At 72.0% G+C, this 21,396-nt stretch carries 23 protein-coding genes; 8 read left to right on the top strand and 15 right to left on the bottom strand.

Annotated elements, in window-relative coordinates; genetic code table 11:
* The first annotated feature begins 12 nt into the window (after positions 1–12).
* Together ACZ7NC_RS20490 and ACZ7NC_RS20485 are read left to right on the top strand one after the other, a co-directional pair.
* Entirely contained in the window at positions 13–699 is a 687-nt protein-coding gene (locus tag ACZ7NC_RS20490; RefSeq protein ID WP_471490101.1) for a class II aldolase/adducin family protein, read from the top strand.
* Positions 696–1,625: a carbohydrate kinase family protein gene (locus ACZ7NC_RS20485; RefSeq protein ID WP_471490100.1), complete on the top strand. Its 930-nt coding sequence runs from the start codon at positions 696–698 to the stop codon at positions 1,623–1,625. The genes ACZ7NC_RS20490 and ACZ7NC_RS20485 overlap by 4 nt, the downstream gene beginning before the upstream one ends.
* Before the next feature lie 12 nt (positions 1,626–1,637).
* On the opposite strand, the gene ACZ7NC_RS20480 is transcribed toward ACZ7NC_RS20485, so the two are convergent.
* Together ACZ7NC_RS20480 and ACZ7NC_RS20475 are read right to left on the bottom strand one after the other, a co-directional pair.
* Positions 1,638–1,997, bottom strand: coding sequence for a VOC family protein (locus ACZ7NC_RS20480; protein ID WP_471490098.1), 360 nt, complete (start codon positions 1,995–1,997; stop codon positions 1,638–1,640).
* Between the two features lie 154 nt (positions 1,998–2,151).
* Positions 2,152–3,030 (bottom strand): MmyB family transcriptional regulator, encoded by an 879-nt coding sequence (locus ACZ7NC_RS20475; RefSeq protein WP_471490096.1) that lies wholly within the window; start codon positions 3,028–3,030, stop codon positions 2,152–2,154.
* 143 nt (positions 3,031–3,173) lie between these two features.
* On the opposite strand from ACZ7NC_RS20475, the gene ACZ7NC_RS20470 reads away from it, so the two are divergent.
* Positions 3,174–3,389, top strand: a complete 216-nt coding sequence (locus ACZ7NC_RS20470; RefSeq protein ID WP_471490094.1) for a tautomerase family protein — start codon at positions 3,174–3,176, stop codon at positions 3,387–3,389.
* A 44-nt stretch (positions 3,390–3,433) separates the two neighbouring features.
* On the opposite strand, the gene ACZ7NC_RS20465 is transcribed toward ACZ7NC_RS20470, so the two are convergent.
* The 10 genes from ACZ7NC_RS20465 to ACZ7NC_RS20420 form a co-directional block, all read right to left on the bottom strand.
* Positions 3,434–3,853 carry a TOBE domain-containing protein gene (locus ACZ7NC_RS20465; protein WP_471490092.1) on the bottom strand — a complete coding sequence of 140 codons (420 nt, stop codon included), beginning with the start codon at positions 3,851–3,853 and terminating at the stop codon, positions 3,434–3,436.
* An 88-nt stretch (positions 3,854–3,941) separates the two neighbouring features.
* Positions 3,942–5,027 carry an ABC transporter ATP-binding protein gene (locus ACZ7NC_RS20460; protein ID WP_471490090.1) on the bottom strand — a complete coding sequence of 362 codons (1,086 nt, stop codon included), beginning with the start codon at positions 5,025–5,027 and terminating at the stop codon, positions 3,942–3,944.
* Positions 5,024–5,890, bottom strand: coding sequence for a molybdate ABC transporter permease subunit (gene modB, locus ACZ7NC_RS20455; RefSeq protein WP_471490222.1), 867 nt, complete (start codon positions 5,888–5,890; stop codon positions 5,024–5,026). The genes ACZ7NC_RS20460 and modB overlap by 4 nt, the downstream gene beginning before the upstream one ends.
* An 8-nt stretch (positions 5,891–5,898) precedes the next feature.
* A complete protein-coding gene (gene modA, locus ACZ7NC_RS20450) occupies positions 5,899–6,726 on the bottom strand; it encodes a molybdate ABC transporter substrate-binding protein (protein ID WP_471490089.1) in 828 nt (275 codons plus the stop codon).
* Between the two features lie 283 nt (positions 6,727–7,009).
* Positions 7,010–7,405, bottom strand: coding sequence for a TOBE domain-containing protein (locus tag ACZ7NC_RS20445; RefSeq protein WP_471490088.1), 396 nt, complete (start codon positions 7,403–7,405; stop codon positions 7,010–7,012).
* Between the two features lie 40 nt (positions 7,406–7,445).
* Entirely contained in the window at positions 7,446–8,438 is a 993-nt protein-coding gene (locus ACZ7NC_RS20440) for a TAXI family TRAP transporter solute-binding subunit (protein ID WP_471490087.1), read from the bottom strand.
* Complete coding sequence (locus ACZ7NC_RS20435) at positions 8,435–9,883, bottom strand: sensor histidine kinase (RefSeq protein WP_471490085.1); 1,449 nt, start codon at positions 9,881–9,883, stop codon at positions 8,435–8,437. Before ACZ7NC_RS20435 ends, ACZ7NC_RS20440 begins: the two co-directional genes overlap by 4 nt.
* 8 nt (positions 9,884–9,891) lie before the next feature.
* Complete coding sequence (locus tag ACZ7NC_RS20430) at positions 9,892–10,551, bottom strand: response regulator transcription factor (protein WP_471490084.1); 660 nt, start codon at positions 10,549–10,551, stop codon at positions 9,892–9,894.
* A gap of 17 nt (positions 10,552–10,568) precedes the next feature.
* The gene (locus ACZ7NC_RS20425) at positions 10,569–11,912 is read right to left on the bottom strand and encodes an MFS transporter (protein ID WP_471490083.1); all 1,344 of its coding nucleotides are present in this window, start codon (positions 11,910–11,912) and stop codon (positions 10,569–10,571) included.
* Between the two features lie 157 nt (positions 11,913–12,069).
* Positions 12,070–12,972, bottom strand: a complete 903-nt coding sequence (locus ACZ7NC_RS20420; RefSeq protein ID WP_471490081.1) for an NADP-dependent oxidoreductase — start codon at positions 12,970–12,972, stop codon at positions 12,070–12,072.
* A 168-nt stretch (positions 12,973–13,140) separates the two neighbouring features.
* Between ACZ7NC_RS20420 and ACZ7NC_RS20415 the strand changes: the two genes are divergently transcribed.
* Entirely contained in the window at positions 13,141–14,445 is a 1,305-nt protein-coding gene (locus tag ACZ7NC_RS20415) for a helix-turn-helix transcriptional regulator (RefSeq protein ID WP_471490079.1), read from the top strand.
* 197 nt (positions 14,446–14,642) lie between these two features.
* On the opposite strand, the gene ACZ7NC_RS20410 is transcribed toward ACZ7NC_RS20415, so the two are convergent.
* Complete coding sequence (locus ACZ7NC_RS20410; protein WP_471490220.1) at positions 14,643–15,332, bottom strand: GAF and ANTAR domain-containing protein; 690 nt, start codon at positions 15,330–15,332, stop codon at positions 14,643–14,645.
* 224 nt (positions 15,333–15,556) lie between these two features.
* Between ACZ7NC_RS20410 and ACZ7NC_RS20405 the strand changes: the two genes are divergently transcribed.
* The 4 genes from ACZ7NC_RS20405 (at position 15,557) to ACZ7NC_RS20390 (ending at position 19,395) form a co-directional block, all read left to right on the top strand.
* Positions 15,557–16,975, top strand: coding sequence for an MFS transporter (locus ACZ7NC_RS20405; RefSeq protein WP_471490077.1), 1,419 nt, complete (start codon positions 15,557–15,559; stop codon positions 16,973–16,975).
* A 151-nt stretch (positions 16,976–17,126) separates the two neighbouring features.
* Entirely contained in the window at positions 17,127–17,921 is a 795-nt protein-coding gene (locus ACZ7NC_RS20400; RefSeq protein WP_471490075.1) for an SDR family NAD(P)-dependent oxidoreductase, read from the top strand.
* Between the two features lie 110 nt (positions 17,922–18,031).
* Positions 18,032–18,226 carry a hypothetical protein gene (locus tag ACZ7NC_RS20395; protein WP_471490074.1) on the top strand — a complete coding sequence of 65 codons (195 nt, stop codon included), beginning with the start codon at positions 18,032–18,034 and terminating at the stop codon, positions 18,224–18,226.
* The gene (locus ACZ7NC_RS20390; RefSeq protein WP_471490073.1) at positions 18,223–19,395 is read left to right on the top strand and encodes a PP2C family protein-serine/threonine phosphatase; all 1,173 of its coding nucleotides are present in this window, start codon (positions 18,223–18,225) and stop codon (positions 19,393–19,395) included. The genes ACZ7NC_RS20395 and ACZ7NC_RS20390 overlap by 4 nt, the downstream gene beginning before the upstream one ends.
* 97 nt (positions 19,396–19,492) lie before the next feature.
* Here the strand turns inward: ACZ7NC_RS20390 and ACZ7NC_RS20385 are convergent, their stop codons facing one another.
* Entirely contained in the window at positions 19,493–20,614 is a 1,122-nt protein-coding gene (locus ACZ7NC_RS20385) for a PP2C family protein-serine/threonine phosphatase (protein ID WP_471490072.1), read from the bottom strand.
* A 71-nt stretch (positions 20,615–20,685) separates the two neighbouring features.
* Positions 20,686–21,354 carry a hypothetical protein gene (locus ACZ7NC_RS20380; protein ID WP_471490070.1) on the bottom strand — a complete coding sequence of 223 codons (669 nt, stop codon included), beginning with the start codon at positions 21,352–21,354 and terminating at the stop codon, positions 20,686–20,688.
* Positions 21,355–21,396: the final 42 nt, after the last annotated feature.

Below are 21,396 nucleotides of genomic sequence, written 5' to 3'. Positions count from 1 at the left end.
AGCGTCGCGCACATGACAGGCTCAAGCTCGGTGCTGGGTCAGGAGCGCGCCGCCGTGGCCGAGGCATCCCGTCGGCTGGGGGCGCAGGGGCTGCTCATCGGCACGGCCGGGAACGTCAGCGTGCGCGTGGAGGACCGTGTCGCGATCACGGCCACCGGCGCGGTGCTGGCCGAGCTCACGGCAGACCAGGTGAGCGTGGTCGATCTCGACGGAAACGTCGTGGCCGGGAGGTACCGGCCCACCTCCGAACTGGACCTGCACCTCGGCGTCTACCACCGCTACGGCGCGGGCGCGGTCGTCCACACCCACGCGCCGATGGCGACCGCGCTGTCCTGCGTACTCGACGAACTGCCCTGCATCCACTACCAGTTGCTGGCCCTGGGCGGCTCGGTGCGCGTGGCGCCGTACGCCACCTTCGGCACACCCGAGCTCGCCGAGTCCGTCCTGACGGCGCTGGAAGGCCGTAGCGCGGCACTGATGGCCAGCCATGGCGCGCTCACCCACGCCCCGACGCTGAGCAAGGCCGTCGAGCACGCGCTGCTGCTGGAGTGGGCGTGCGGCGTCTACCAGCACGCGGCGGCCCTCGGCACACCCCGCGCCCTCGACGAACACCAGCAACTCGCGGTCATCGAGGCCGCTCTCGCCCGGAACTACGGCACCACCCACCCCGTACCACCCGTGCAGGAGGGAAACCGATGAAGGTCGTCACGCTGGGCGTGCATGTGCTGGACGTGCTGGTGCGGCCGGTGGAGGCCATACCCGAGGGCCAGGGCGCGACCTTGGTCGAGGACATCAGGATGACCGCCGCCGGGACGGCCGGCGGCACCGCGCTCACCCTCGCCAAGCTCGGGGCCTCGGTACACAGCGCCGGTGCCATCGGGTCCGACCCCACCGGGGACATGCTGGTCCAGCTGCTGGGCGCGGCCGGCATCGACACCACCCACCTCGTCCGCCGCGCGGACACCCCGACCTCCGCCAGCGTCCTGCCCATCCGCCCCAATGGCGACCGCCCCTCGCTCCACCTCCTCGGCGCCAACATCACCTACGGCCCCGACGACGTGCCCTGGGACGTGATCGCCGAAGCGGCCCACCTCCACCTCGGCGGCCCCGAACTGATCGGCGTCGACACCGCCACACGCATCCTGTCGTACGCCAGGAAGCACGGCGTGACCACCTCGGTGGACCTGCTCGCACCGGGCGTGCTCGGCAGCTTCGAGCAGATCGAATCGGCGCTGCCGTACATCGACCACATGCTGCCCAACGAGGACCAGGTCCTCGGCTTCACCGGCGAGGCGGACCTGGTCGCGGGCGCGCACAAGCTGCTCGCCGCCGGCGCGGGCCTGGTGGCGGTCACGCGGGGCGCCGACGGCGCGCTGCTGGTGACCCCGGACAGCACCGAGAAGGTCCCCGCCTTCGCGATCGACGTCGTGGACACGACCGGTTGCGGCGACGCGTTCTCGGCCGGCTTCGTACGCGGCACGGGACTGGGCCGCACCCCGTACGACTCCGCCGTCCTCGGCTGCGCGGCGGCCGCACTGGTGGCAGGGGGACTCGGCAGTGATCACGGGGACTTCGACCTTGCGGGCGCGGACGCGTTCGCGGCGACGAACAAGCCGCGCCCCTGATCCGAGTCGCCCTCAGTCGTCCCGGTGGCTGACGATGTTGAGGACATTGCCGTCGGGCGCGCGCACGAGGAAGCGGCGCAGACCCCACGGTTCATCGGTGAGGGGGTGCACGATCTCGTACCCGCGCCGCAGCGCCTCGGCGTACGCCGGGTCGACCCCCGCGCCCACGCGGACCGAGACGACGGCCAACTCGGGTGCGGAGGCGTCGCGGGTCACGAGCTGGATCTGCGCCCGCCCGTCGGGTGACTGGTAGCGGGCGACCCAGCCCATGTTCATGGCCTCGTCGCTCAGGCCGAGGTACCCCATGTAGAAGTCGCGTGCGGCCGCGATGTCCGGGACGTGGAGGTTGGCGGTGATACCGGTGGGTTCCATCGTGACTCCTTTCCGAGCCTGCCTGCCGCGTCCCGACGCTACTGCGTCGTCCCGCCCGCCGAGCGGACCGCCGCGAAGGCCGACAGTGGGTCAGTTGAGGAGCCGGCCTGGTCCAGCGGTCTGAGGGGCGCCGACCTGGCCGGCCCCCGGCCCCTCAGACGGACCGCCCCTCGCCCGCCGTCGACATGTCCTGGCTCCCGACGACGGACAGCAGTTCCAGGCGGGCAGCGCCGTCCGTGCCCGGCGGTGCGGTGAACCACAGAAGCCGCTGATGGCCGTCCTCACTGAACAGACTGTGACAGTCCACCTCGATGAGGCCGAGAGTCGGATGGACGATCCGCTTGTGGTCCGCCCGGCGCAGGGCCACGTCACGGGTGTCCCACAGCGCCGCGAACTCCTCACTGGAGTGCCGCAGCCGGGCCACCAGCCGGGCGACCTCGGCGTCCCGGCCGCGCCGGGCGGCCACCGCCCGCAGATCGGAGACGAACACGGCGGAGTGGTGGGGGTGGTCCTCGGGCGGATAGACGGAGCGCGAGGCGGGATCGGTGAACCAGCGGTAGAGAAACCCCGTCGTGGCGCCGCCGGCCCCAGGGCCGCTGGACACCGAGTGCGCGCCGAGCAGGGCGATGGCCAACGGGTTCTGCGCCAAGGTCTCGTGCAGCGCGGTGATGACCATGGCGGGTGTCGTGGTGAGCCGGTCGAGGAGGCTGAGCAGGCCGAGCTCGACATGCGCGGCCGGACCGTGCGTGGCCGGGGGCACACGACGGTCCGCCAGGTGGAACAGATGGTCGCGTTCGTCCCTGGTCAGCCGTAGCGCGCGGGCGAGCGCGGCCAGCGTCTGGTCGGAGGGCTGGGCGCCACGGCCGCGCTCCAGCTCCGTGTAGTAGTCCGCGGACAACCCGGCCAGCTGCGCCACCTCCTCGCGGCGCAGACCGGGCACACGGCGCCGGGGCCCGGCCGTCAGCCCGACATCGCTGGGCCGGACGCGGGCGCGCCGGGACTTCAGGAACGCGGCGAGTTCGGAAAGGTCCACGCGCCCATCCTGCCTTCGACCGCCCCGCTCACCCAGGGGACGGCAACCCCAGGGTGAGCGCAGCCCTGGCCGCAGGCAGGGCACGGGGCGAGGGTGGAGCCCGCAAGTGCCGTATCCCGAACCCGAGTCGAAGGAGCACCACCGTGCCGTTCGCGAACTTCAAGGTCCCCGCCGGGACCCTGACCACCGAGCAGATGACCCGGATCGTCACCACCGCCACACAGCTGTACGTCGACATCTACGGCGAGCGCGCCCGGGCCACCACCCTGGTGCTCGTCGAGGAGGTCCCCGACGGCGGCTGGGGCATCGGCGGCGAGGTCCTGACCCTGGCCAAGCTCCAGCAGAAGCCGGGCAGTTGACCAGCCCGGGAGGCGTCACCTCATAGGACGCCGCGCCCGTCGCCTCACGCGGTCGCGAGCGAGACCTCGGTGGCCTTGAACAGGACGGTGACGGGGGAACCCGCCCCCAGGGCGAGATCGGCCACCGCGTCCTTGGTGATCGCGGCGGTCACCTCGCCGCCGTCGACCGACACCCGCACGGAGGCCATGGCGGCGCCCGTCGCGACCTCGCGCACGGTGCCGGGCAGCCGGTTGCGGATGGACAGGCCCTCCACCGGGCCGGTGGCCAGCGAGACCTCCGTGGCCTTGATCAGGGCGCGTACGGCGGAACCCTCCGCGAGGCCCAGGTCGTTGACGCCGTCGAGCGTGATGGCGGCGGTGACGTCCTGGCCGCCGTCGAGGCGGACCCTGACCGTCGCCATGGCCTCTCCCGGAGTGATGGAGGTGACGGTGCCGGGGATCTGGTTGCGGATGCTCAGGCTCATGCTCGTACGCCTCGCAGGGTGTGAATGATTTGTCCCTATTGGGGTGCTGTGAGGCCCACCGTATCCACCACTACGAGGCGCTCGCCTCTCACGCGGGGTACGCGTGTGTCTGGGCCGCCTTGACCGTCGCCCAGACCGTGGCTCCGGGGCGCAGGTCGAGCTCGGCGGCGGCGATGGTCGTGAGGTCGGCGGCCAGGGGCAGTCCGCCGGTGAGGTCGGCGCGGATCTGGTCGCCGTGGGTCTCTTGGCCGGCCACCTCGCAGCGCCAGAGGTTGCGGGCGCTGGAGCCGGTGGGGCGCTCGCGGTGCAGGGTGACCGCGCCCGGCGGGAAGGCGACGAAGACCGGGCCGGTGAGGTGCTCGGTGGTCGTGATCGTGGGCCCGCCGTCGATGCGGACCGTGTGCCCCTCGGCCTCGCCCCGGTAGAGGTTCAGGCCGACCAGGTGCGCGATGTAGTCGGTGCGCGGATGGCGGGCGATGTCGGCGGGTGTGCCCTCCTGGACGACGTGGCCGTCCTCGACGACGACCAGCCGGTCGGCCAGCACCATCGCGTCCAGCGGGTCGTGGGTGACGAGTACGGCGACCGCCTCGAAGTCGGCCAGGTGGTGGCGGAGCTGGGCGCGCACATCGAGGCGGGTGCGGGCGTCGAGGGCGGCGAGCGGTTCGTCGAGGAGCAGCAGGCGCGGATGGGTGGCCAGGGCGCGGGCGAGGGCGACGCGCTGGGCCTGACCGCCGGAGAGTCCGCGCGGCTTGCTGCCGGCGTGGTCGGCGAGCCCCATGCGCTCCAGCCACACGGCGGCCTGGGCGCGGGCCTCCGCCTTGGTGGCGCCGTGACAGCGCGGCCCGAAGGCCACGTTGTCCAGCGCGGAGAGGTGCGGGAAGAGCAGATAGTCCTGGAAGACCACGCCGACCGGGCGCGACTCCGGACGCGTACGGTCCAACTCCGCGCCGTCCAGCCGGAGATGACCGCCGGACAGGGGAACCAGTCCGGCGAGTGCCCGCAGGGCGGTCGTCTTGCCCGCGCCGTTCGGGCCGAGAAGCGCTACGACGTCACCGGGCGCCGCGTGCAGTGTCACGTCGAGACGGAAGGAGCCGCGCTCCACCACCAGCCGGGCATCAAGCCCCGCAGCCGGCGGGGCGGGGGCATCGGCAGTGATCTTCTCGAGGTCGGTCATGAGGCGGTCATCCATCGGTCACGCAACCCCGCCAGCACCGTGACCGACACGGCGAGCAGCACGAGGCTGAGGGCGATGGCCGCCTCCGGGTCGTTCTGGAGGGCGAGGTAGACGGCGAGCGGCATGGTCTGGGTACGGCCCGGGAAGTTGCCGGCGAAGGTGATCGTCGCGCCGAACTCGCCGAGTGCCCGGGCCCAGGCGAGGACGGCGCCGGCGGCGATACCGGGGGCGATGAGCGGCAGGGTGACCCGGCGGAACGCCGTGAAGCGCGAGGCGCCCAGGGTCGCGGCGGCCTCCTCGTAGCGCGGATCGGCGGCCCGCAGGGTGCCCTCCACGCTGATGACCAGGAACGGCATCGCGACGAACGCCTCCGCCACCACCACGCCCGCCGTCGTGAACGGCAGCGTGACACCGAACCAGTCGTCCAGCCATCGGCCCATGACGCCGTTACGGCCGAGCGCCATCAGAAGCGCCACACCACCGACGACCGGCGGCAGGACCAGCGGCAGGGTGACCAGGGCCCGTACGATCCCCCGCCCGGGGAACTCGACCCGGGCCAACAGCCAGGCCAACGGCACCCCGATCACCAGGCTCACCGCGGTCGCCGCCGTCGCGCAGACCAGGGACAGCTGGAGCGCCTGCCACACCTCGGAGCTGGTGAGCAGGTCGGGCATGCTGCGCCAGGGGGCGCGGACCAGCAGGGCGACGAGCGGGAGAGCCAGGAAGGCCAGACCGATCAGTGCGGGCAGCAGCAGCGGCAACGGGGCACCCCCGCTCCCTCGAAGACCCCTGCGGCCGTCCCCGCGGACGCGGCGGCGTCGCGGGCCACCGGTCAAGGTGTCCGCGGCGCCGGCCTTGTCCATGGGGGAGGTCACGGCTTGAGGAACCCGGACTCGTTCAGGACCTTCTGGCCCTCGGGGGACCGCACCAGCGCGATGAACGCGTTGGCCGCGTCGGTGTTCCGCGACTCCTTGAGCAGGGTGATCGGGTAGTCGTTGATGGCGTCGGCGGACTCGGGGAACTCCACGCCCCGCACCTTGTCACCCGCCGCCTTCACATCGGTCTTGTAGACGACCGCCGCGTCGGCCTCCTGCAACACCACCTTGTTGAGGGCGGACTTGACGTCCTCCTCGTAGGAGACCGGCGTGAGCTTCAGCTTGCTCGCGTCCAGGGCCTTCTGGGCGGCGGCACCGCACGGCACGGTCCTGTCGCACAGCACGACCTTCAGGTCGGACCTGGCGAGGTCCTTCAGCGAGGCGATCTTGTCGGGGTTGCCCGGCAGGGTCGCGATCTCCAGCTGGTTGCGGACGAAGGTCGCGGGCGCGCCCGACGCGTCCCCGGCATCCGTGACGATCTTCATCGTCTTGGGGCTGGCCGAGGCGAACACGTCGGCGGGCGCGCCGCCGGTGATGCTCGCGGCGAGGGCGTCGCTGCCGCCGAAGCTGAAGGTCACCTTCGTCCCGGGGTGTTCCTGCTCGAACTCCTTGCCCAGCGTGGTGAAGCTCTCCTTGAGCGAGGCCGCGGCGAAGACGATCACCTCGCCGGACAGCTTGCCCGAGGCGGAGGCCGACCCGGAGGAGTCCGAGTTCGTGGCGGAGTCCGAGTCGGAGGACGAGCAGGCGCTCAGGGCGAGCAGGGCGGCGGCTCCTGCGCCGGTCACCTTCAGCATCCGGCGGGTCCGGCGCACGGAACGGGTCATCACGGGTCCACTCCCTCTGGTCCTGAACGGACTCACTCTGGTCCGGTACGGACCCGGCCACGGCCTTGCGACCTTGTTCACGGTCGCCCGGCAACGCTCATGTGCCGATGATAATGCCGCAGATGCGAGGCGAAAGTCTCTCGTTGCTTCGCATGAGCCGGATCATCCATCATCTGGCTTGGCATGTGCGTTTGTACGGAGGTGAGTGACGGTTCGGGGTCATCCGGGAGGTGGCAGCCCGTGAGCCAGTCCCGCGCGAGAATCCGGCCGCGCGACGTTCATCTCACACGCGGTCGATGTGCACGTTCGTCGACTTCACCCGGGCGGTGGCCTCCATCCCCACCTCCAGCCCCAACTCCTCCACGGCCTCCCGCGTCAGCAGCGACACCAGCCGGTGCGGCCCGGCCTGAATCTCCACCTGCGCCGCCACGTCACCCAGCTTGATCGCGGTGACGATGCCGGGGAAGGCGTTGCGGACCGAGGTGTAGGAGGCTTCCTCCTCGCCGCTGCCGCCCTTCGCCAACTCCACCGAGAAGGCGGCCAGGTCCTTCCCGTCGACGAGTCGCCTGCCGCTCTCATCCCGATGGGTCGCCACCCGCCCCGCGTCCGCCCACCGCCGCGCGGTGTCCGGGCTGACGCCGAGCAGCCTTGCGGCCTGGCCGATCGTGTATGCCTGCATGCAGGAAAAGATAGGTCAGACGCGGGGCCGCCCGGTTCGGCTAGCCGTGCAGCTCTCGATACGCGACGACCGCCCCGGGATGCAGCGGCACGGGGCCCGTCGAGATCAGGCTTCGGACGTCGAGGAACTGCGTGCCCAGTGCCGTCGTTGGGACGAGATGGGTGGCGCGGCGGACCAGGACGTCGGTGAGGGCGGCGGCGACGGGGGAGGGCAGGTCGGGGCGGCACAGGAGGAGGTTGGCCACGCCGATGGTGGTCACCTCGGGCGTGCCCCGGTACGTCCCGGCCGGCACTGTCACCGCCTCGAGGCCCGATCCGGAGCGATCCGTACCGGCACGCAGGCGGGGGAGCAGGCCGGCCAGCGGCAGCAGGCGGATGCCGCGCCGGGTGTCGAGGGCGGAGAGCGTCGGCAGCGGAATGCCGCCCGACACGAGGAGGGCGTCGATCGCGCCGTCCCGCATCACCCGTGCCGCCTGCGGCAGCAACAGGTGGCGGACGTGGACGTCGGTGCCCGGGGTCAGGCCCGCGGCGCGCAGCAGGCGGTCGCCGAGTACGGCACCGCCGGACGCGGGCGCGCCCAGCGAGACGGTGCGCCCCGCCAGGTCGGCGACGGTGTGGATCGGTGTGTCGGCGCGCACGGCCAGTTGCAGGTAGTTCTCGTAGACCCGGCCGATGGCCCGCAGCGGGACCGGGCGGCCGAACGGTGCCGAGCCCGCGTGCGCGGCCCACGCGATGTCGGCCAGGGCCAGCGCCACTTCGGCCCGGCCCGTCCGCAGCAGCCGTATGTTGGCCACGCTGGCCTCGCTGTTGATCACCTCGCAGGACAGCCGGGGGTAGGCCGCCCGCACTTGGTCGGCGAGCAGTCGCCCGAAGGCGGCGTAGAAGTTGCCGGACTCGCCGGTCGCGATCCGCAGCCTGCCCTGCGGGCCCCGGTCCGCGTGCCGTGCGTCGGCCGTCCCGGCGGCGGCGAGCACTGCCGTGCACGCCGCCGCGAGGGCCGCGCGCAGGGCGGTGCGGCGAGCCGGGCCGGTCATGGGGTACCGCCCTGCGCCGAGGGCGGTCGTGGCGTACGGCCTTTCCCCGAGGGCGTCACATGCTCGGCGCGCGGGAGCACGACCCTGACCCGCAGGCCGTGGGGCTCGGCGGACGCGAACTCGACGCGCCCGCCCCGCCCGGCCGCCAATTGCTCGGCGATCGCCAGGCCGAGGCCGCTGCCGCGTACGTCCCGGTGGCGCTCCGAGCGCCAGAAGCGGGTGCCCGCCTGGAGGAGTTCGGCCGTGACCAGGCCCGGACCGTCGTCCCGTACCTCGAACATCGCGTTCGGGCCGTCGTTGAAGCAGCGCGTCGCCACGCGGGCGCCGCGCCCCGCGTACTTGATCGCGTTGTCCAGCAGGATGTCGGCGACCTGGGCCAGTTCGGCCTCCGAGCAGGCCATGGGCACGGGGGGACCGGGCACGGAGTCGAGGTGGACCCCGGCCTGTTCGGCCACCGGGTGCCACAGCTGTGCCTGGGCGACGGCGACCGTCGTCGCGTCGCAGCACGCTTGCGGTGCGTCCGTCACGGCCAGTTCTCCGGCGCGGTGCTCGGCGTTCGCGAGGGCGAGCAGGTCGTCGAGGAGGTGCTCCATGCGTTCGAGTTCGGCCGTCACACCCGTGTAGGTGCGGGTGGCGGAGTCGGGCAGGCGCAGCTGGAGGGAGTCGATGCGCAGGCGCAGCGCGGCGAGCGGGTTGCGCAGCTGGTGGGAGGTGTCGGCCACCAGGCGGCGCTGCTGTTCCAGCGCGGTGGTCACCGCGTCGGCCATACGGTTGAAGCCGCCGGCCAGCTGCCGCAGTTCGGGCGGCCCGCCGGCCCGCGCGTGCTCGGCCGGCAGCCCCGCCGCCAGCGTGCCGACCGCCCGGTCCAGGTGGTGCAGGGGGCGTACGACCCACCGCGTGGCGGCGCGGGCGAGCAGCACGCAGGCCACGGCGAACAGACCCGCCCCGGCCAGGACCAGCGCCCAGCGCAGTGCGATGTCGTCGGCGGCGGCCCGCACCGACGCCCGCAGCACCACGGCGCCCGACACCCGGGTGCCGGTGCCCACGGGGCGGGCGAGCAGCTCGGTGCCGCGTGACCAGGGGCGCAGCGTGCCCCCGGGTGCCACGCGCTGGTTGCGCAGCGCCGCGTCGATCAGACGGGCGACGGCCGGGTCCGCGGCACGCATGCCGCCGCTCTGCACGACCGGGGCGCGGCGCGTGTCGACGACCACGACCGCCTCGCCGTACAACTCGGAGTACCGGCTGACCTCGGCGGTCAGCACGCCGGTGTCGCCGCTCTCCGCGGCCTGCTCGGCCAGCCCCGCGAATCGGTCCAGGTCACCGGTGCGGGCCGCGACGAGCTGCTCGGTGCGCTGTGAGGCGGTGACGCCGAGCAGGGGCACGGCGAAACCGGCCACCGCGAGCACCGCGAAGGCCAGGACGACGGTCAGCACCCGAGTACGCATGGGCCGGGTCAGCCGCCGAACCGGTAGCCGAAACCGCGGATGGTCGTCAGCACCTCGGGGCGGCCGAGCTTGGCCCGCAGCTGGGTGAGATGCACGTCGAGCGAGCGGGACACCGCCAGATAGGCGTCGCCCCACACCTCGTCCATCAGCTGCTGACGGCTGACGGCCGTACCGGCACGGGCCGCCAGCGCGGCCAGCACCGCGAACTCCTTGGTGGTCAGCCGCACGTCGGCACCGCCCACCGTCACCCGGCGCGCGTCGAGATCGACTTCGACGTCACCCGCGCTCACCGTGCGCGGCACCGGCGCGGCCGGGGTGGCGGCGCGGCGGGTGACGGCCTCGATACGGGCCAGCAGCTCGGCCAGCCGTACCGGTTTGACCAGGTAGTCGTCGGCGCCGAGCCGCAGGCCCCGCACCACCGACCGCTCGTCGGCCCGCGCGGTGAGCACCACCACCGGAAGACCGCTCACCGCGCGCAGCTTGCGCAGCACCTCGAGGCCGTCGAGGTCGGGCAGGCCCAGGTCGAGCAGCAGCAGATCGGCCTGGCGGTGGCGGGCGAGGACCTCCTCGCCGCGCCGCACCCGGGTGGGCAGATGACCGTGCTCGTACAGGACCTCGGTGAGGGCACCGGCCACCCCGTCGTCGTCCTCGGCCAGCAGTACGCGCACGCTCGCCACCCTCCCGGTCAGTCCTTGGCCTCGCTCTCCAGCGGCGATCCGTCCGACGTCTCGCGCATCCGAATGTAGACGAGCAGCGAGATCAGGACACAGGCGGTGACGTAGTAGAAGTACCAGCTCTCGTGACCGGCGTCCTTGAACCACAGCGCGACGTACTCGGCGGTCCCGCCGAACACCGCCACGGTCAGCGCGTACGGCAGCCCGACGCCCAACGCCCGGATCGACGTCGGAAACAGCTCGGCCTTCACCACCGCGCTGATCGAGGTGTACAGGGAGCTGACCGCCAGCGGACCGACCATGAGCAGGAACGCGTACACGGGATCGCTGGTGTGCGAAAGGAGGGTGAGCGACGGCACCACGACCACGGCACCCAGCACGCCGAACGCGATCAGCATCGGACGCCGCCCGACCCGGTCGGACAGCAGCCCCATGACCGGCTGGAGCACCACGAACACCAGCAGCGCGAAGAAGTTGATCCAGGCCGCCGTCGGCTTGGCGATGCCGCTGGTGTTCACCATGAACTTCTGCAAGTACGTGGTGTACGTGTAGAAGAACAGCGTGCCGCCCATGGTCAGCCCGACGACGACCAGGCACTGCCGGGGGTAGGACAGCAGCATCCGCAGACTGCCGCGCGCCGGCCGCCCGTCCTGCTCCTCCTCGCTTGCGGCGGCCGCCCGCTCGAAGCTCTCCGACTCGTCCATGCCGCGCCGCAGCCACAGCACGACGATCGCCCCGGCGGCACCGACGACGAACGCGATCCGCCAGCCCCACGCCTCCATCTGCGTCCCGCTGAGCAGCTGCTGGAGGACGATCTGAAGCCCGAGCGCCGTCAGCTGGCCGGCGATCAGCGTGACGTACTGGAAGCTGGAGTAGTAGCCGCGCCGGCCGGGCGAGGCCACCTCCGACATGTAGGTGGCCGACGTCGAGTACTCCCCGCCGACCGACAGGCCCTGCAGCAGCCGTGCGGTCACGAGCAGCACCGGCGCCACGACGCCGATCGCGTCGTACGACGGCGTCAGCGCCACGATCAGTGAACCGGCCGCCATCAGTGTCACCGACAGCGTCAGCGCTGCGCGCCGCCCACGGCGGTCGGCGTACCGCCCCAGCAGCCAGCCGCCGATCGGGCGCATCAGGAAGCCGACGGCGAACACGGCGGCGGTGTTCAGCAGTTGGGCGGTCTGGTCGCCGGACGGAAAGAACGCGGCGGCGAAGTAGACGCTGAACGCCGTGTACGCGTACCAGTCGTACCACTCGATCAGGTTGCCGATCGATCCGCGCACGATGTTGCTGACGACTCTGCGCTCGCCGTGGCGCGAGTCCCGCGCGCCCTCGGTCGTGGTCTGTGTGGCCATCGAGAACTCCCTTGTCTGCGGCCCGGGAGCACACAGAGTCGACCGCACGACAGGGCCGTTCAAGATCGCGCACCAAGTCCTAACAGTCCCTTAGGACGGATACGACGGAGGCGCCGCGAGCTGCGAGACGGGGCCGTCTCTCGCGGCCCGTCGACGACTAGGGCACCAGGATCAACTTGCCCGGAACGTGCCCCGCCTCGCTGCGCTCGTGGACCTGGACGGCGTCCGCGAGGGGACGGCTCTCGGCGACGCGGATCCGCAGCCGGCCCTCGGCTGCCAGCCGGGCGTGCTCGGCGAGCGTGTCCGCGGGGTGTGTGCCTCCGGCATGGAAGGTGACGCCGTGCTCCGCGGCCTGCGGGTCGGCGATGGTGACGATGCGGTCGGTGGTGCCGCGCAGCTCGATCAGTACGGGCAGATCGCCCGAACCGGCCGCGTCGAACACCGCGTCCACGCCCCGCGGCGCCGCCGCCCGGACCCGGTCGGCCAGACCCTCGCCGTAGGCGACGGGCACCGCGCCGAGCGAACGCAGGTGGTCGAGGTTGCCCGGCGACGCGGTGCCGATCACGCTCACGCCCCGCGCCACGGCCAACTGCACGGCGAGCGAACCGACCGCGCCGGCCGCACCGTGCAACAGCAGCGTCTCGCCCTCCGCGAGAGCGAGGACGTCCAGCACACCGCTCGCCGTCTCACTGGCCACGGGCAGGGCGGCGGCCGTCTCCCAGTCCAGCCCGGCGGGCTTGGCGGCGAAACCGTTCAGCAGGGCGTACGGCGCGTAGGCGCCGGTCTCCGTCCAGCCGAGGACGTCGTCCCCCACCGATACCCCGGTCACACCCTCGCCCACCTCGTCGACGACTCCCGCAGCCTCGATGCCGGGGACCGCCGGAAAGGAGGAGGGGCCAAGGAAGGGCACCCAGCCGCGCCGGATCTTGTGGTCGACGGGATTCACCGCCGCCGCCCTGACCTGGATCCGCACCTGGCCGGGGCCGGCGTGCGGCTCCTCGAACTCGGCGAAACGCAGCACGTCCGGGCTGCCGTACTCCCCATAGACGATCGCCTTCATGTCACGCACTCCTGATGATCGGTAGTGTGCGGCCCGCCGCTGAGCGGGGGCCGTGGCAACGGCTCCATGGTTGGTCGGCACCCCCTTGCACCCGGCTGTCCTTTCGGCCGGTTCGGGCTGGCCGAAGGGACAGGCCGACCGGGGGAGCGGCTGGTTACGGTGGTGTGCATGGACCTCACCGGAGCAGTCGACGTGATCCGCGCGCCCCTGAGCGAGACACTGCCCCGGCTCTCCGCCGTGCTCGCCGAGGACATCCCGCACGCGGGGGCGGCCGAACTGGCGAGCAACTGCTCGTACTCACCGTTCAAGACCCATGGCGCCTCGCCGGGCCGTCCCGGATCCGTCATCACCACCGCCGACGTGGCGGCGCTGCGGGAGCACGTCCCGGTCCGTGGCACCTGGCAGGGGCGAGGCCGGATGGCGGGCGCCGAGGTGCCGGTCCTGGTGCTCGCCAGCGACCTCACGGAGAGGGGCGCCTGGCTGGTGCTCATCCGCACCGAGGACACCCCCGTCCCGGCCGACCGGCTAGCCGCCGCACAGACGATGTGGGATCTGGTCACCGCGCACCGCGAACGCATGGTCATGGAGGCGGTCCCGGGCACGCTGGGCCCGGCCCGGGCGGCGGCCGCGGCCCGCGCGGCGGCCATCGCCGAACTCGGCGACGTGCACGGAGCCTCGCTCACGGCCCTGCTCGACGTCCTGCGCCGCCGGGACCTCGACGACGCGACGGCCCGGTCCCGCGCCATCGACCTGGCCTCCCTCGCGCTGATCGACCTGCGCAGCCAGGGCGAGCGGGACCAGGCCCTGGTGGAGGAGCGGACGGACCACGCGTTCGCACGGCTCGCCGACTCGCTGCGTCCGTCGCTGCGCGCCCGGGGCGTACGTCTCGACCTGGGCACCCCCGGCGCGGAGGAGGGGGCGGACCGGGTGCTGCCCGCCGACGTGTCCAACACCGCCCAGGCCGTGGTCCGCGCTGTCGTCCACGCCGCCCTGGACGACCAGGGGCGAGGGCCCGGGCCGGGAGACGGCGGTGAGGAGCAGACCGTGCGGCGGGTCCACATCTCCTGGAAGGCCGACGCCGACGAACTGCGCGCCACCGTACGGGACGACGGGCCAGGCATCCTCTCCCGCGCCGCTCTGGACCGGCGCCGTGTCGGGGAGCGTCTGTCGGCACTGGGCGGGCGCGTCGACCTCGACGCGGTGCCGGGTTGGGGTACGACGGTGACCGTCCGGGTGCCGCTGGCCCCGCCGCAGACCCCGCGCGAGGACCCCCTGACCGCGCTGGGCGAACGGGAACTGGAGGTGCTGCGCCATCTGGCGCGGGGCCGCCGCAACCGGGACATCGCGCAGGACCTGCACATCAGCGAGTCCACGGTGAAGTTCCATGTCGCGAACATCCTGGAGAAGCTGGGCGTCAGCTCCCGCGGCGAGGCCGCCGCCCTCGCCCACGAGTGGGGCGCGGCGTCCTCCTGAACGAAGAGGTTGTACGTGCTGCTGCTCAGCGCTGGGACGACACCGCGTGCAGGTGCCGGGCGTCGGGCCGAGTGAAACAGGTCGGGCGGGGGACTTGGGGGTAAAGCCGGGGTCCAGCGGCGTTTCCCATGGGGGCTGGCCCGGCCAGGCTCCTCTGGGTTCAGACCGTGAGCCCGGGGAGCCGCCGTCGCCTGCGGTCAGGAAAGACTGCCCTGCTCGCAGACCAGGCGCGCGACCTCACGCAGTTTGACGTTGTTCTCCTGCGAGTAGCGGCGCAGAACGTCAAACGCCTGATGCTCCGTCAGGTCGAGGCTGCCCATGAGGATGCCCATGGCCTCACCGATCATGTGGCGCGTGGCGACGGCGTGCTCCATCTGAGCGTGGGCGCGGGCGCTGGAGAAGGCGACGGCGGCGTGGGAGGCCAGCAGCCAGCCGGCGAGTTCGCTGGCGTCGGTGAAGGCGCCCGGCTTGTGGGAGTAGACGTTCAGCGCGCCGAGGTCCTCGTCCTCCGTGTAGAGCAGGAAACCCATCATGCTGCCCACGCCGAGCCGGCGGACCGCAGGCGCGAACTTGGGCCATTGCGGCTCCCCCAGAGTGAAGTCCGGGATACGGAACACCCGTTCGCCCTGTTTGATGCGGGCTGCGTCGAAGCACGGGCCTTCGCCCAGCTGCCCCTGCAGCCGGTCACTCTCGACGACGAGTTCCTGCGTGGGCGCGAGCGTCTGGATCTGCCTCTTCCGCAACACCAGGATCCCGGCCGCGTCGCAGCCCTCCACCAGCTCGATCGCCGAGCCGGTGATCCGCTCCAGCGTGGCGTCGACCGATTCCTGGGCCAGAAGATCCCGGGCCATCGACGCCATCTGTTGCGCGAACCAAGCCCAGTCCATCGCGGCCTCCACCTCTCGCGAGCGCCCCGGTCGGGCCCTCTGCACAGCATGTCACGCGAGACTTCCGGGCCCTCGTCAGACCGCCTCGCGCCCACCTTGACCGGCCGGGATCGGCCGTACGCGAGGCTCCGGTAGGCGCGAGGGAGCTATCCGTCGATATGCGTCATAGGTCCTTTACTGTGACCGTCGATACAGGACTTCTGTGACGGGATGGAGCTGGGACCGTGGCCTTCGCGGAGTCGGCCGGCAGCGGCGATCCGACGTCCCCCTCCGAACCCGTCCCGGAACCCGAACGCCGGTCCTGGGCACCGCTGCTGGCCGTCTGCGCCGGGTACTTCATGGTGATCCTGGACGTGACGGTCATCAACGTCGCCGTGCCGGTGATCGGCCGCGAACTGTCGGCCTCCCTCACCGGCATCCAGTGGATCACCGACGGATACACCCTGGTCCTCGCCGGATTCCTGCTGACCGGTGGCGCGCTGGGCGACCGGCTGGGCAACCGCCGGATCTTCTGCTCGGGCGTGGCCGTGTTCACGTTGTCCTCGGCCGCGTGCGCACTGGCGCCCAACTCCGCCTTCCTGGTGGTGTCCCGCCTGGTGGAGGGACTCGGCGCGGCACTGATCGTGCCCGGATCCCTCGCTCTGCTCCAGCAGGCCTACCCGGCATCGGCCACACGCGCACGGGCCTTCGGGGTGTGGGGTTCGATGGCGGGCATCGCGGCCTCAGCCGGTCCGCTGCTGGGCGGGCTGCTCGTCTCCACGGTGGGCTGGCGCTGGGTGTTCCTCATCAACCTGCCCGTCGGAGCGGTCTGCCTCGCACTGACGTTGCGGTACGTTGCACCCTCACCCCGGCGCGCCGACCGGGCCCTGGACTGGCCGGCGCAGTGCGCGGTCGTGGCGGCGGTGGCTCTGCTCACCGCGGGGCTGAACGAGGCCGGACGGCGCGGCTGGTCCGATCCGGCCGTGCTCACGGGGCTGGGCCTGGCCGTACTGGCCGCCGCTGCCTTCGCGGTGCGCGAGCGGCTCGCCCGGTCACCCGCCCTTCCGCTGAACCTGCTGCGCTCACGCGCGATGAGCGGCGGAGCGGTCATCGGTCTGCTGTTCAACTTCGGTTTCTACGGCATGGTGTTCACCGCCAGCCTGGACTTCCAGCACGAGCGCGGCTACAGCGCCCTCGGCACCGGCCTGGCGCTGTTCCCGGCGGTGGCGATGACGATGTTCGCCTCCGTCCTGTCCGGACGGCTGACCCGTCGTACCGGCGACCGTCCCCTGGTGATCTCCGGCATGCTCCTGGCCGCACTGGGGCTGGCCGGCTGGGCCGCGGCGGGAGCCGACCCCGCCTACGCGTTGCTCGTGGCCCCGATGATGGCCGCGGGATTCGGTACCTCCTTCGCCCTCACCGGCTCGACCGCCACCGTGATGAGCGCCGCGCCCCCGGCGTATTCGGGCACCGCCTCCGCCCTGTTCAACACCACCCGCCAGATCGGCAGCGCCACCGGCGTGGCACTGGGCGGCAGCCTGCTCGCCACGGCCGACGATCACGGCAGCGGGCTGCGCATCAGCATGGGGATCGGCGCTTTCGCCTATCTGGCCGCGGCAGTCGTGGCGTACATCTGCGTGCCCGCGAAACCCGAAAGGGCGTAGCGCGTCTTGAGGGGAGACCAGGGAGACCATCCCCCGGCCCATCCCAGTTGATTGCGCGCACAAAATGGCCGCGATTGCGTGTAGCGCGCGTTTGCAACTAATCTCTCGGGTACTCCTCGACCACATCCGCACGCGAAAGGGGCTGCCAGGCATGCAGATCGATCTGAAGGGCCGCACCGCACTGGTCACCGGTTCCACCCAGGGCATTGGCGCGGCGATCGCCGTCGGACTGGCCCGTGCCGGGGCCCGAGTGGGTGTCAACGGCCGCAATCCGGAGCGGGTGGAGCAGAGTGTCGCCGGACTGGCCCGGGAGGTGCCCGGCGCCGAGTGGGTGCCGGTGCCGGCGGACGTGACCACGCAGGAGGGCGCGGACAGCGTGGCCGAGACGCTGCTGGACGTCGACATCCTCGTCAACAACCTCGGCATCTTCGGTGCCGCCGACCCGCTCCGGATCAGCGACGACGAGTGGCGGCGCTACTTCGAGGTGAACGTGCTGTCGGCCGTGCGGCTGACGCGCATGTTCCTGCCGGGCATGACCGAACGCGGCTGGGGGCGTGTGCAGTACATCGCCAGTGACTCGGCGATCGTGACCCCGGCGGAGATGATCCACTACGGCATGTCCAAGACGGCGCTGCTCGCGGTCAGTCGGGGTTTCGCCAAGCAGGCGGCCGGGACGGGGGTGACCGTGAACTCCGTCATCGCGGGGCCCACCCACACCGGTGGCGTGGAGGACTTCGTCTACGAACTGGTCGACCGCGACCTGCCCTGGGACGAGGCTCAGCGTGCCTTCATGCGTGAGCACCGACCGCAGAGCCTGCTGCAGCGCCTGATCGAACCGGAGGAGATCGCCAACATGGTGGTCTACCTCAGCTCCGACCAGGCATCCGCCACCACCGGCGGCGCGGTGCGCGTGGACGGCGGGTACGTCGACTCCATCCTGCCGTAGGCGACCGTCGGGCTGCGGTCCCCATGTGGGCGGCCGACAATGGCAGTGGATCGCCTGCCCGGCCCGACGACGACGCCGAGGCGGCGCGTCGGCACGAGAGGAACGTGCTCATGCGCGCTGAGTCTTCGCAGGCCGCGCGGCCAGGAGCCTTCATCGCGGTGGCGGTTGCCCTGTTCTGCGTCCAGCTCGACTTCTTCGCGCTGAACATGGCCGTCCCCGGAATCGCCGACGAGTTCGATGCACCCCCCGACACACCGGCCGCCGGCCCCACGAGATCCGCGTACGGAAGCCAGGACGCGCCGTGACCGGCCCGAGCCCGCACCCCGAACTGCTTCCCCCCTCGGTACGCGGGTGGGTGTGGTGGCTGCCGCTGGTCGCGGTGATCGTCGATGTGGCCGCCGAGTTCATCGTCCACGGCCGCGAGCCGGTGAGCTTCATGCTCATCGCCGTACCGCCCCTGGCCGCCGCGACGCGCGGCCCGCGCGGTACCGCGCTGTCGGTGGTGGTCTGCCTGGGACTGCAGATGTGGATGGCCGCCCGCCGCCCCGGCCACTTCGACGAGCAGCACCATGTCGCCGTCTACATCGCCACGTCCCTCATCGGCATCGCCAGCGTCGCGCTCGCCCGCCAGCGGCAGCGGAACCGGGAGCATCTGATCCGGGCCAACTCCGTCGCGGAGGCCATGCAGCGGACCCTGCTGCGCCCCGTACCGCACAGGCTCGGCCCGGTACGCGCCGCCGGGTTCTACGCGGCGGGGGAGGGCGGCACGCTGGTCGGCGGGGATCTGTACGACGTCTGCGAGACGCCCTTCGGGGTGCGGGCGATCATCGGCGACGTCCGCGGCAAGGGGCTGGACGCGGTCCAGACGGTCGCGGCGGTGCTGGGCAGCTTCCGGGGCTCGGCCCACGAGTGGCGGAGCCTGAGCACTCTGGCCGGGCGGCTGGAGCTCGGCATCGCCCGCAACAGCCCGGCCGGCGACGCCGGCGACCCGGAGCTCTTCGTGACCGCGCTGGTGCTGGAGTTCCCGCCGGACGGCGGCCAGGTGCGCATCGTCGACCGCGGTCACCCCTCGCCCCTGGTGGTCGGCCCGCAGGGCGCCCGGCGACTGGTCACGGCGCCCGGACTGCCCCTGGGGCTGGGCGGGCTGGCGCCGGACGGGGACGACACGACGGTGCATCCGCTGACCCCGTCGGAGGTGCTGGTCCTGCACACGGACGGGGTCAGCGAGGCACGCGACGCGGACGGCGTCTTCTACCCGGTCCTGGAACGGCTCGGCGAACGGTTCGCCGGCGAGCGCGCGCCCGACCCGGAAACGGTCGTGGCGTTCGTGCGGACCGACGCGGAACGCTGGTCGGCGGCGTCCGACGAGGACGACCGAGCCGTCCTCGCCCTCTCCCTGGAGCCCCTGGCACCCGCACGACGGGACGCCACGGACGCGGGCGCCGAGGCCCGGGAGCCACGGCACCGTCCGTGAACCCGGTCGCGCCACCTCAGGACGGCACCGTCCATCAGCACCTGGCCGGCCCGCAGGCCGACGATCCGGTGACCCCAGGAGAGCGCCAGGTCGAGCCTCAGGAGGGTCGCGGCACGCGCTCGATCGCCACCATGGCGGCGTCGTCCCCCAGATGCCCGCCGGCATGTCGCATCAGGTCCTTGCACAGGTTGGCGAGGAGGGCGTCGGGACCCTTGCCGGCCTTGCCCGCCATCCGCTCCGCGAGCGGGTAGAACGTGCCCTCGCCGTTGCGGGCCTCGATGACACCATCCGTGTAGAGAAGGGCGATGTCGCCCTGTTCGAAGGCGAACGTCTCCTCGGACAGCTCGGTTTCCACGAACTCGGTGAGACCCAGCGGCGGCGCCGGGCTGCGCACTTCGAGGGCGCTGACCTGGCCGTGACGCAGCAGCAGAGGCGGGGGGTGTCCGCAGTTGATCAGGTGAAGGACCGGCTCCTCGTCAGGGATGTCCAACGCTGCTGCGGTGATGAACGCCTCGCCGCGATCCTCGGTCGCGGCGTCGGGAGCCGCGGGGTCGTCCAGGTCCGAGGAGACGGTTCCCTCCAGGAAGGCCATCAGCGCCGGCAGATCGGCCTGTCTGTGGGCCGCGCCCCGGAAGGCTCCGAGCAGGAGGGCCGCATCCCCGACCGCCTCCAGGCCCTTGCCCCGGACATCGCCGATGACGATCCGGGTCGCGTGCTCGGTACGAGCCGCGGCGTACAGATCGCCCCCGATCTGCGCCTCGGACTCCGCGGCCAGGTAGACCGACGCGATGCGCAAGGGACCGACTCGCTGGGGGAGCGGCTTGAGCACCACCTCTTGCGCGGCCGTCGCCACAGACCGCAACTGCACCAGTTCCCTTTCATGGCGCTCCCGCCTGGCGGCGAAAGAGGTCACGAACGCCGACATGAGGATCAGGGTGATCAGCTGAACGGAGTGGTTCAGATCGACGAGGCTGGTGCGCGCCGCCGCCACCACGGCCTGGGCAGTAACGGCGAGCGCGCCGACGAATGCGGTCGCCCAGGGACCGGCGAACGACGCTGTGACGGCGGGCGCGGCTACCAGGAACGGCCCGAGATGGACGTCGGACGGAGCCAGGATGTCGACCACCGTGACGATCGCGACCAGCCCGATGGGCACCGCCAGCAGCGCCGGACGTGGCTCCTGTGACCAACCAAGATCTTTGAGGCGTCGAGGAACCATACGTTCTGGATACACCCTGCCGCGCCCCGGCGCCCGCCCCGGCACCGCATCCATGTTCGCGGACGGTGCTGTCAGTGCCGCGGGGACGGTGCCCCGGCCGACACCGCACGGCGGGTGCCGCTGCGGTAGATCGAGATGCCCAGAGCGAGCAGCCAGTAGCTGAGGATCGCGCCCATCGAAGCGGTGGTGCCCCAGCCGTTCGCCGCGTAGAAGTCCGCCGGGTCGTTGCCGAAGAACAAGGACGGCACGAAGAGCAGATTGACACCGGCCAGGACGTAGGCGGAGCGCCCGGTCCAACGCGGCAACAGGTTCGTACGGGAGATGCCGTAACCCACCGTGGCCAGGAACAGCGCCAGGATCAGACGGCTGATCGACCCGTAGAGGATGTAGGTGCCGCTGACCGTGATGGTCGGATCGATGGACCGGTCGGCGGCGATGACCGCCCCGGCCTCCAGGCCGCTGGAGACCAGGGTGACCGTCGAGTAGACCAGTCCGAGGGCGAAGGCCATCGACCCCACCCACTCATAAGCGGGGTTCACCCGCTTGACCAGCTCACGGAAGGCCGTCACGAACACGATCAGGAACGCCAGGGCGACGATCGCGACCAGCAGCCTGGCCAGGACGTTCGAGTCCGGCGGCGGACCGGAGTAGACGAAGTAGAGCGGTACCTCGATGATCAGGGCGGCCGCGGTACCGATGGCGGCAACGCCCGTCAGACGCCTGGCGAAGGTCTCGTTCATGGGTTCCCCCGAAGTCCGGTGGCGGATTTCTCGTCGACTGCC

The sequence above is a fragment of the Streptomyces sp. NPDC111802 genome, from assembly GCF_055634335.1.
Note: the sequence above shows the minus strand (reverse complement) of the source record. Positions and strands in the feature narration are given on the sequence as shown.

Coding starts and splice junctions, on each gene's coding strand:
- ACZ7NC_RS20490 (WP_471490101.1), top strand. CDS start 13: ATGACAGGCTCAAGCTCGGTGCTGGGTCAGGAGCGCGCCGCCGTGGCC.
- ACZ7NC_RS20485 (WP_471490100.1), top strand. CDS start 696: ATGAAGGTCGTCACGCTGGGCGTGCATGTGCTGGACGTGCTGGTGCGG.
- ACZ7NC_RS20480 (WP_471490098.1), bottom strand. CDS start 1,997: ATGGAACCCACCGGTATCACCGCCAACCTCCACGTCCCGGACATCGCG.
- ACZ7NC_RS20465 (WP_471490092.1), bottom strand. CDS start 3,853: ATGAGCCTGAGCATCCGCAACCAGATCCCCGGCACCGTCACCTCCATC.
- ACZ7NC_RS20460 (WP_471490090.1), bottom strand. CDS start 5,027: ATGACCGACCTCGAGAAGATCACTGCCGATGCCCCCGCCCCGCCGGCT.
- modB (WP_471490222.1), bottom strand. CDS start 5,890: ATGGACAAGGCCGGCGCCGCGGACACCTTGACCGGTGGCCCGCGACGC.
- modA (WP_471490089.1), bottom strand. CDS start 6,726: ATGACCCGTTCCGTGCGCCGGACCCGCCGGATGCTGAAGGTGACCGGC.
- ACZ7NC_RS20445 (WP_471490088.1), bottom strand. CDS start 7,405: ATGCAGGCATACACGATCGGCCAGGCCGCAAGGCTGCTCGGCGTCAGC.
- ACZ7NC_RS20440 (WP_471490087.1), bottom strand. CDS start 8,438: ATGACCGGCCCGGCTCGCCGCACCGCCCTGCGCGCGGCCCTCGCGGCG.
- ACZ7NC_RS20435 (WP_471490085.1), bottom strand. CDS start 9,883: ATGCGTACTCGGGTGCTGACCGTCGTCCTGGCCTTCGCGGTGCTCGCG.
- ACZ7NC_RS20425 (WP_471490083.1), bottom strand. CDS start 11,912: ATGGCCACACAGACCACGACCGAGGGCGCGCGGGACTCGCGCCACGGC.
- ACZ7NC_RS20420 (WP_471490081.1), bottom strand. CDS start 12,972: ATGAAGGCGATCGTCTATGGGGAGTACGGCAGCCCGGACGTGCTGCGT.
- ACZ7NC_RS20415 (WP_471490079.1), top strand. CDS start 13,141: ATGGACCTCACCGGAGCAGTCGACGTGATCCGCGCGCCCCTGAGCGAG.
- ACZ7NC_RS20410 (WP_471490220.1), bottom strand. CDS start 15,332: ATGGACTGGGCTTGGTTCGCGCAACAGATGGCGTCGATGGCCCGGGAT.
- ACZ7NC_RS20400 (WP_471490075.1), top strand. CDS start 17,127: ATGCAGATCGATCTGAAGGGCCGCACCGCACTGGTCACCGGTTCCACC.
- ACZ7NC_RS20395 (WP_471490074.1), top strand. CDS start 18,032: ATGCGCGCTGAGTCTTCGCAGGCCGCGCGGCCAGGAGCCTTCATCGCG.
- ACZ7NC_RS20385 (WP_471490072.1), bottom strand. CDS start 20,614: ATGGTTCCTCGACGCCTCAAAGATCTTGGTTGGTCACAGGAGCCACGT.
- ACZ7NC_RS20380 (WP_471490070.1), bottom strand. CDS start 21,354: ATGAACGAGACCTTCGCCAGGCGTCTGACGGGCGTTGCCGCCATCGGT.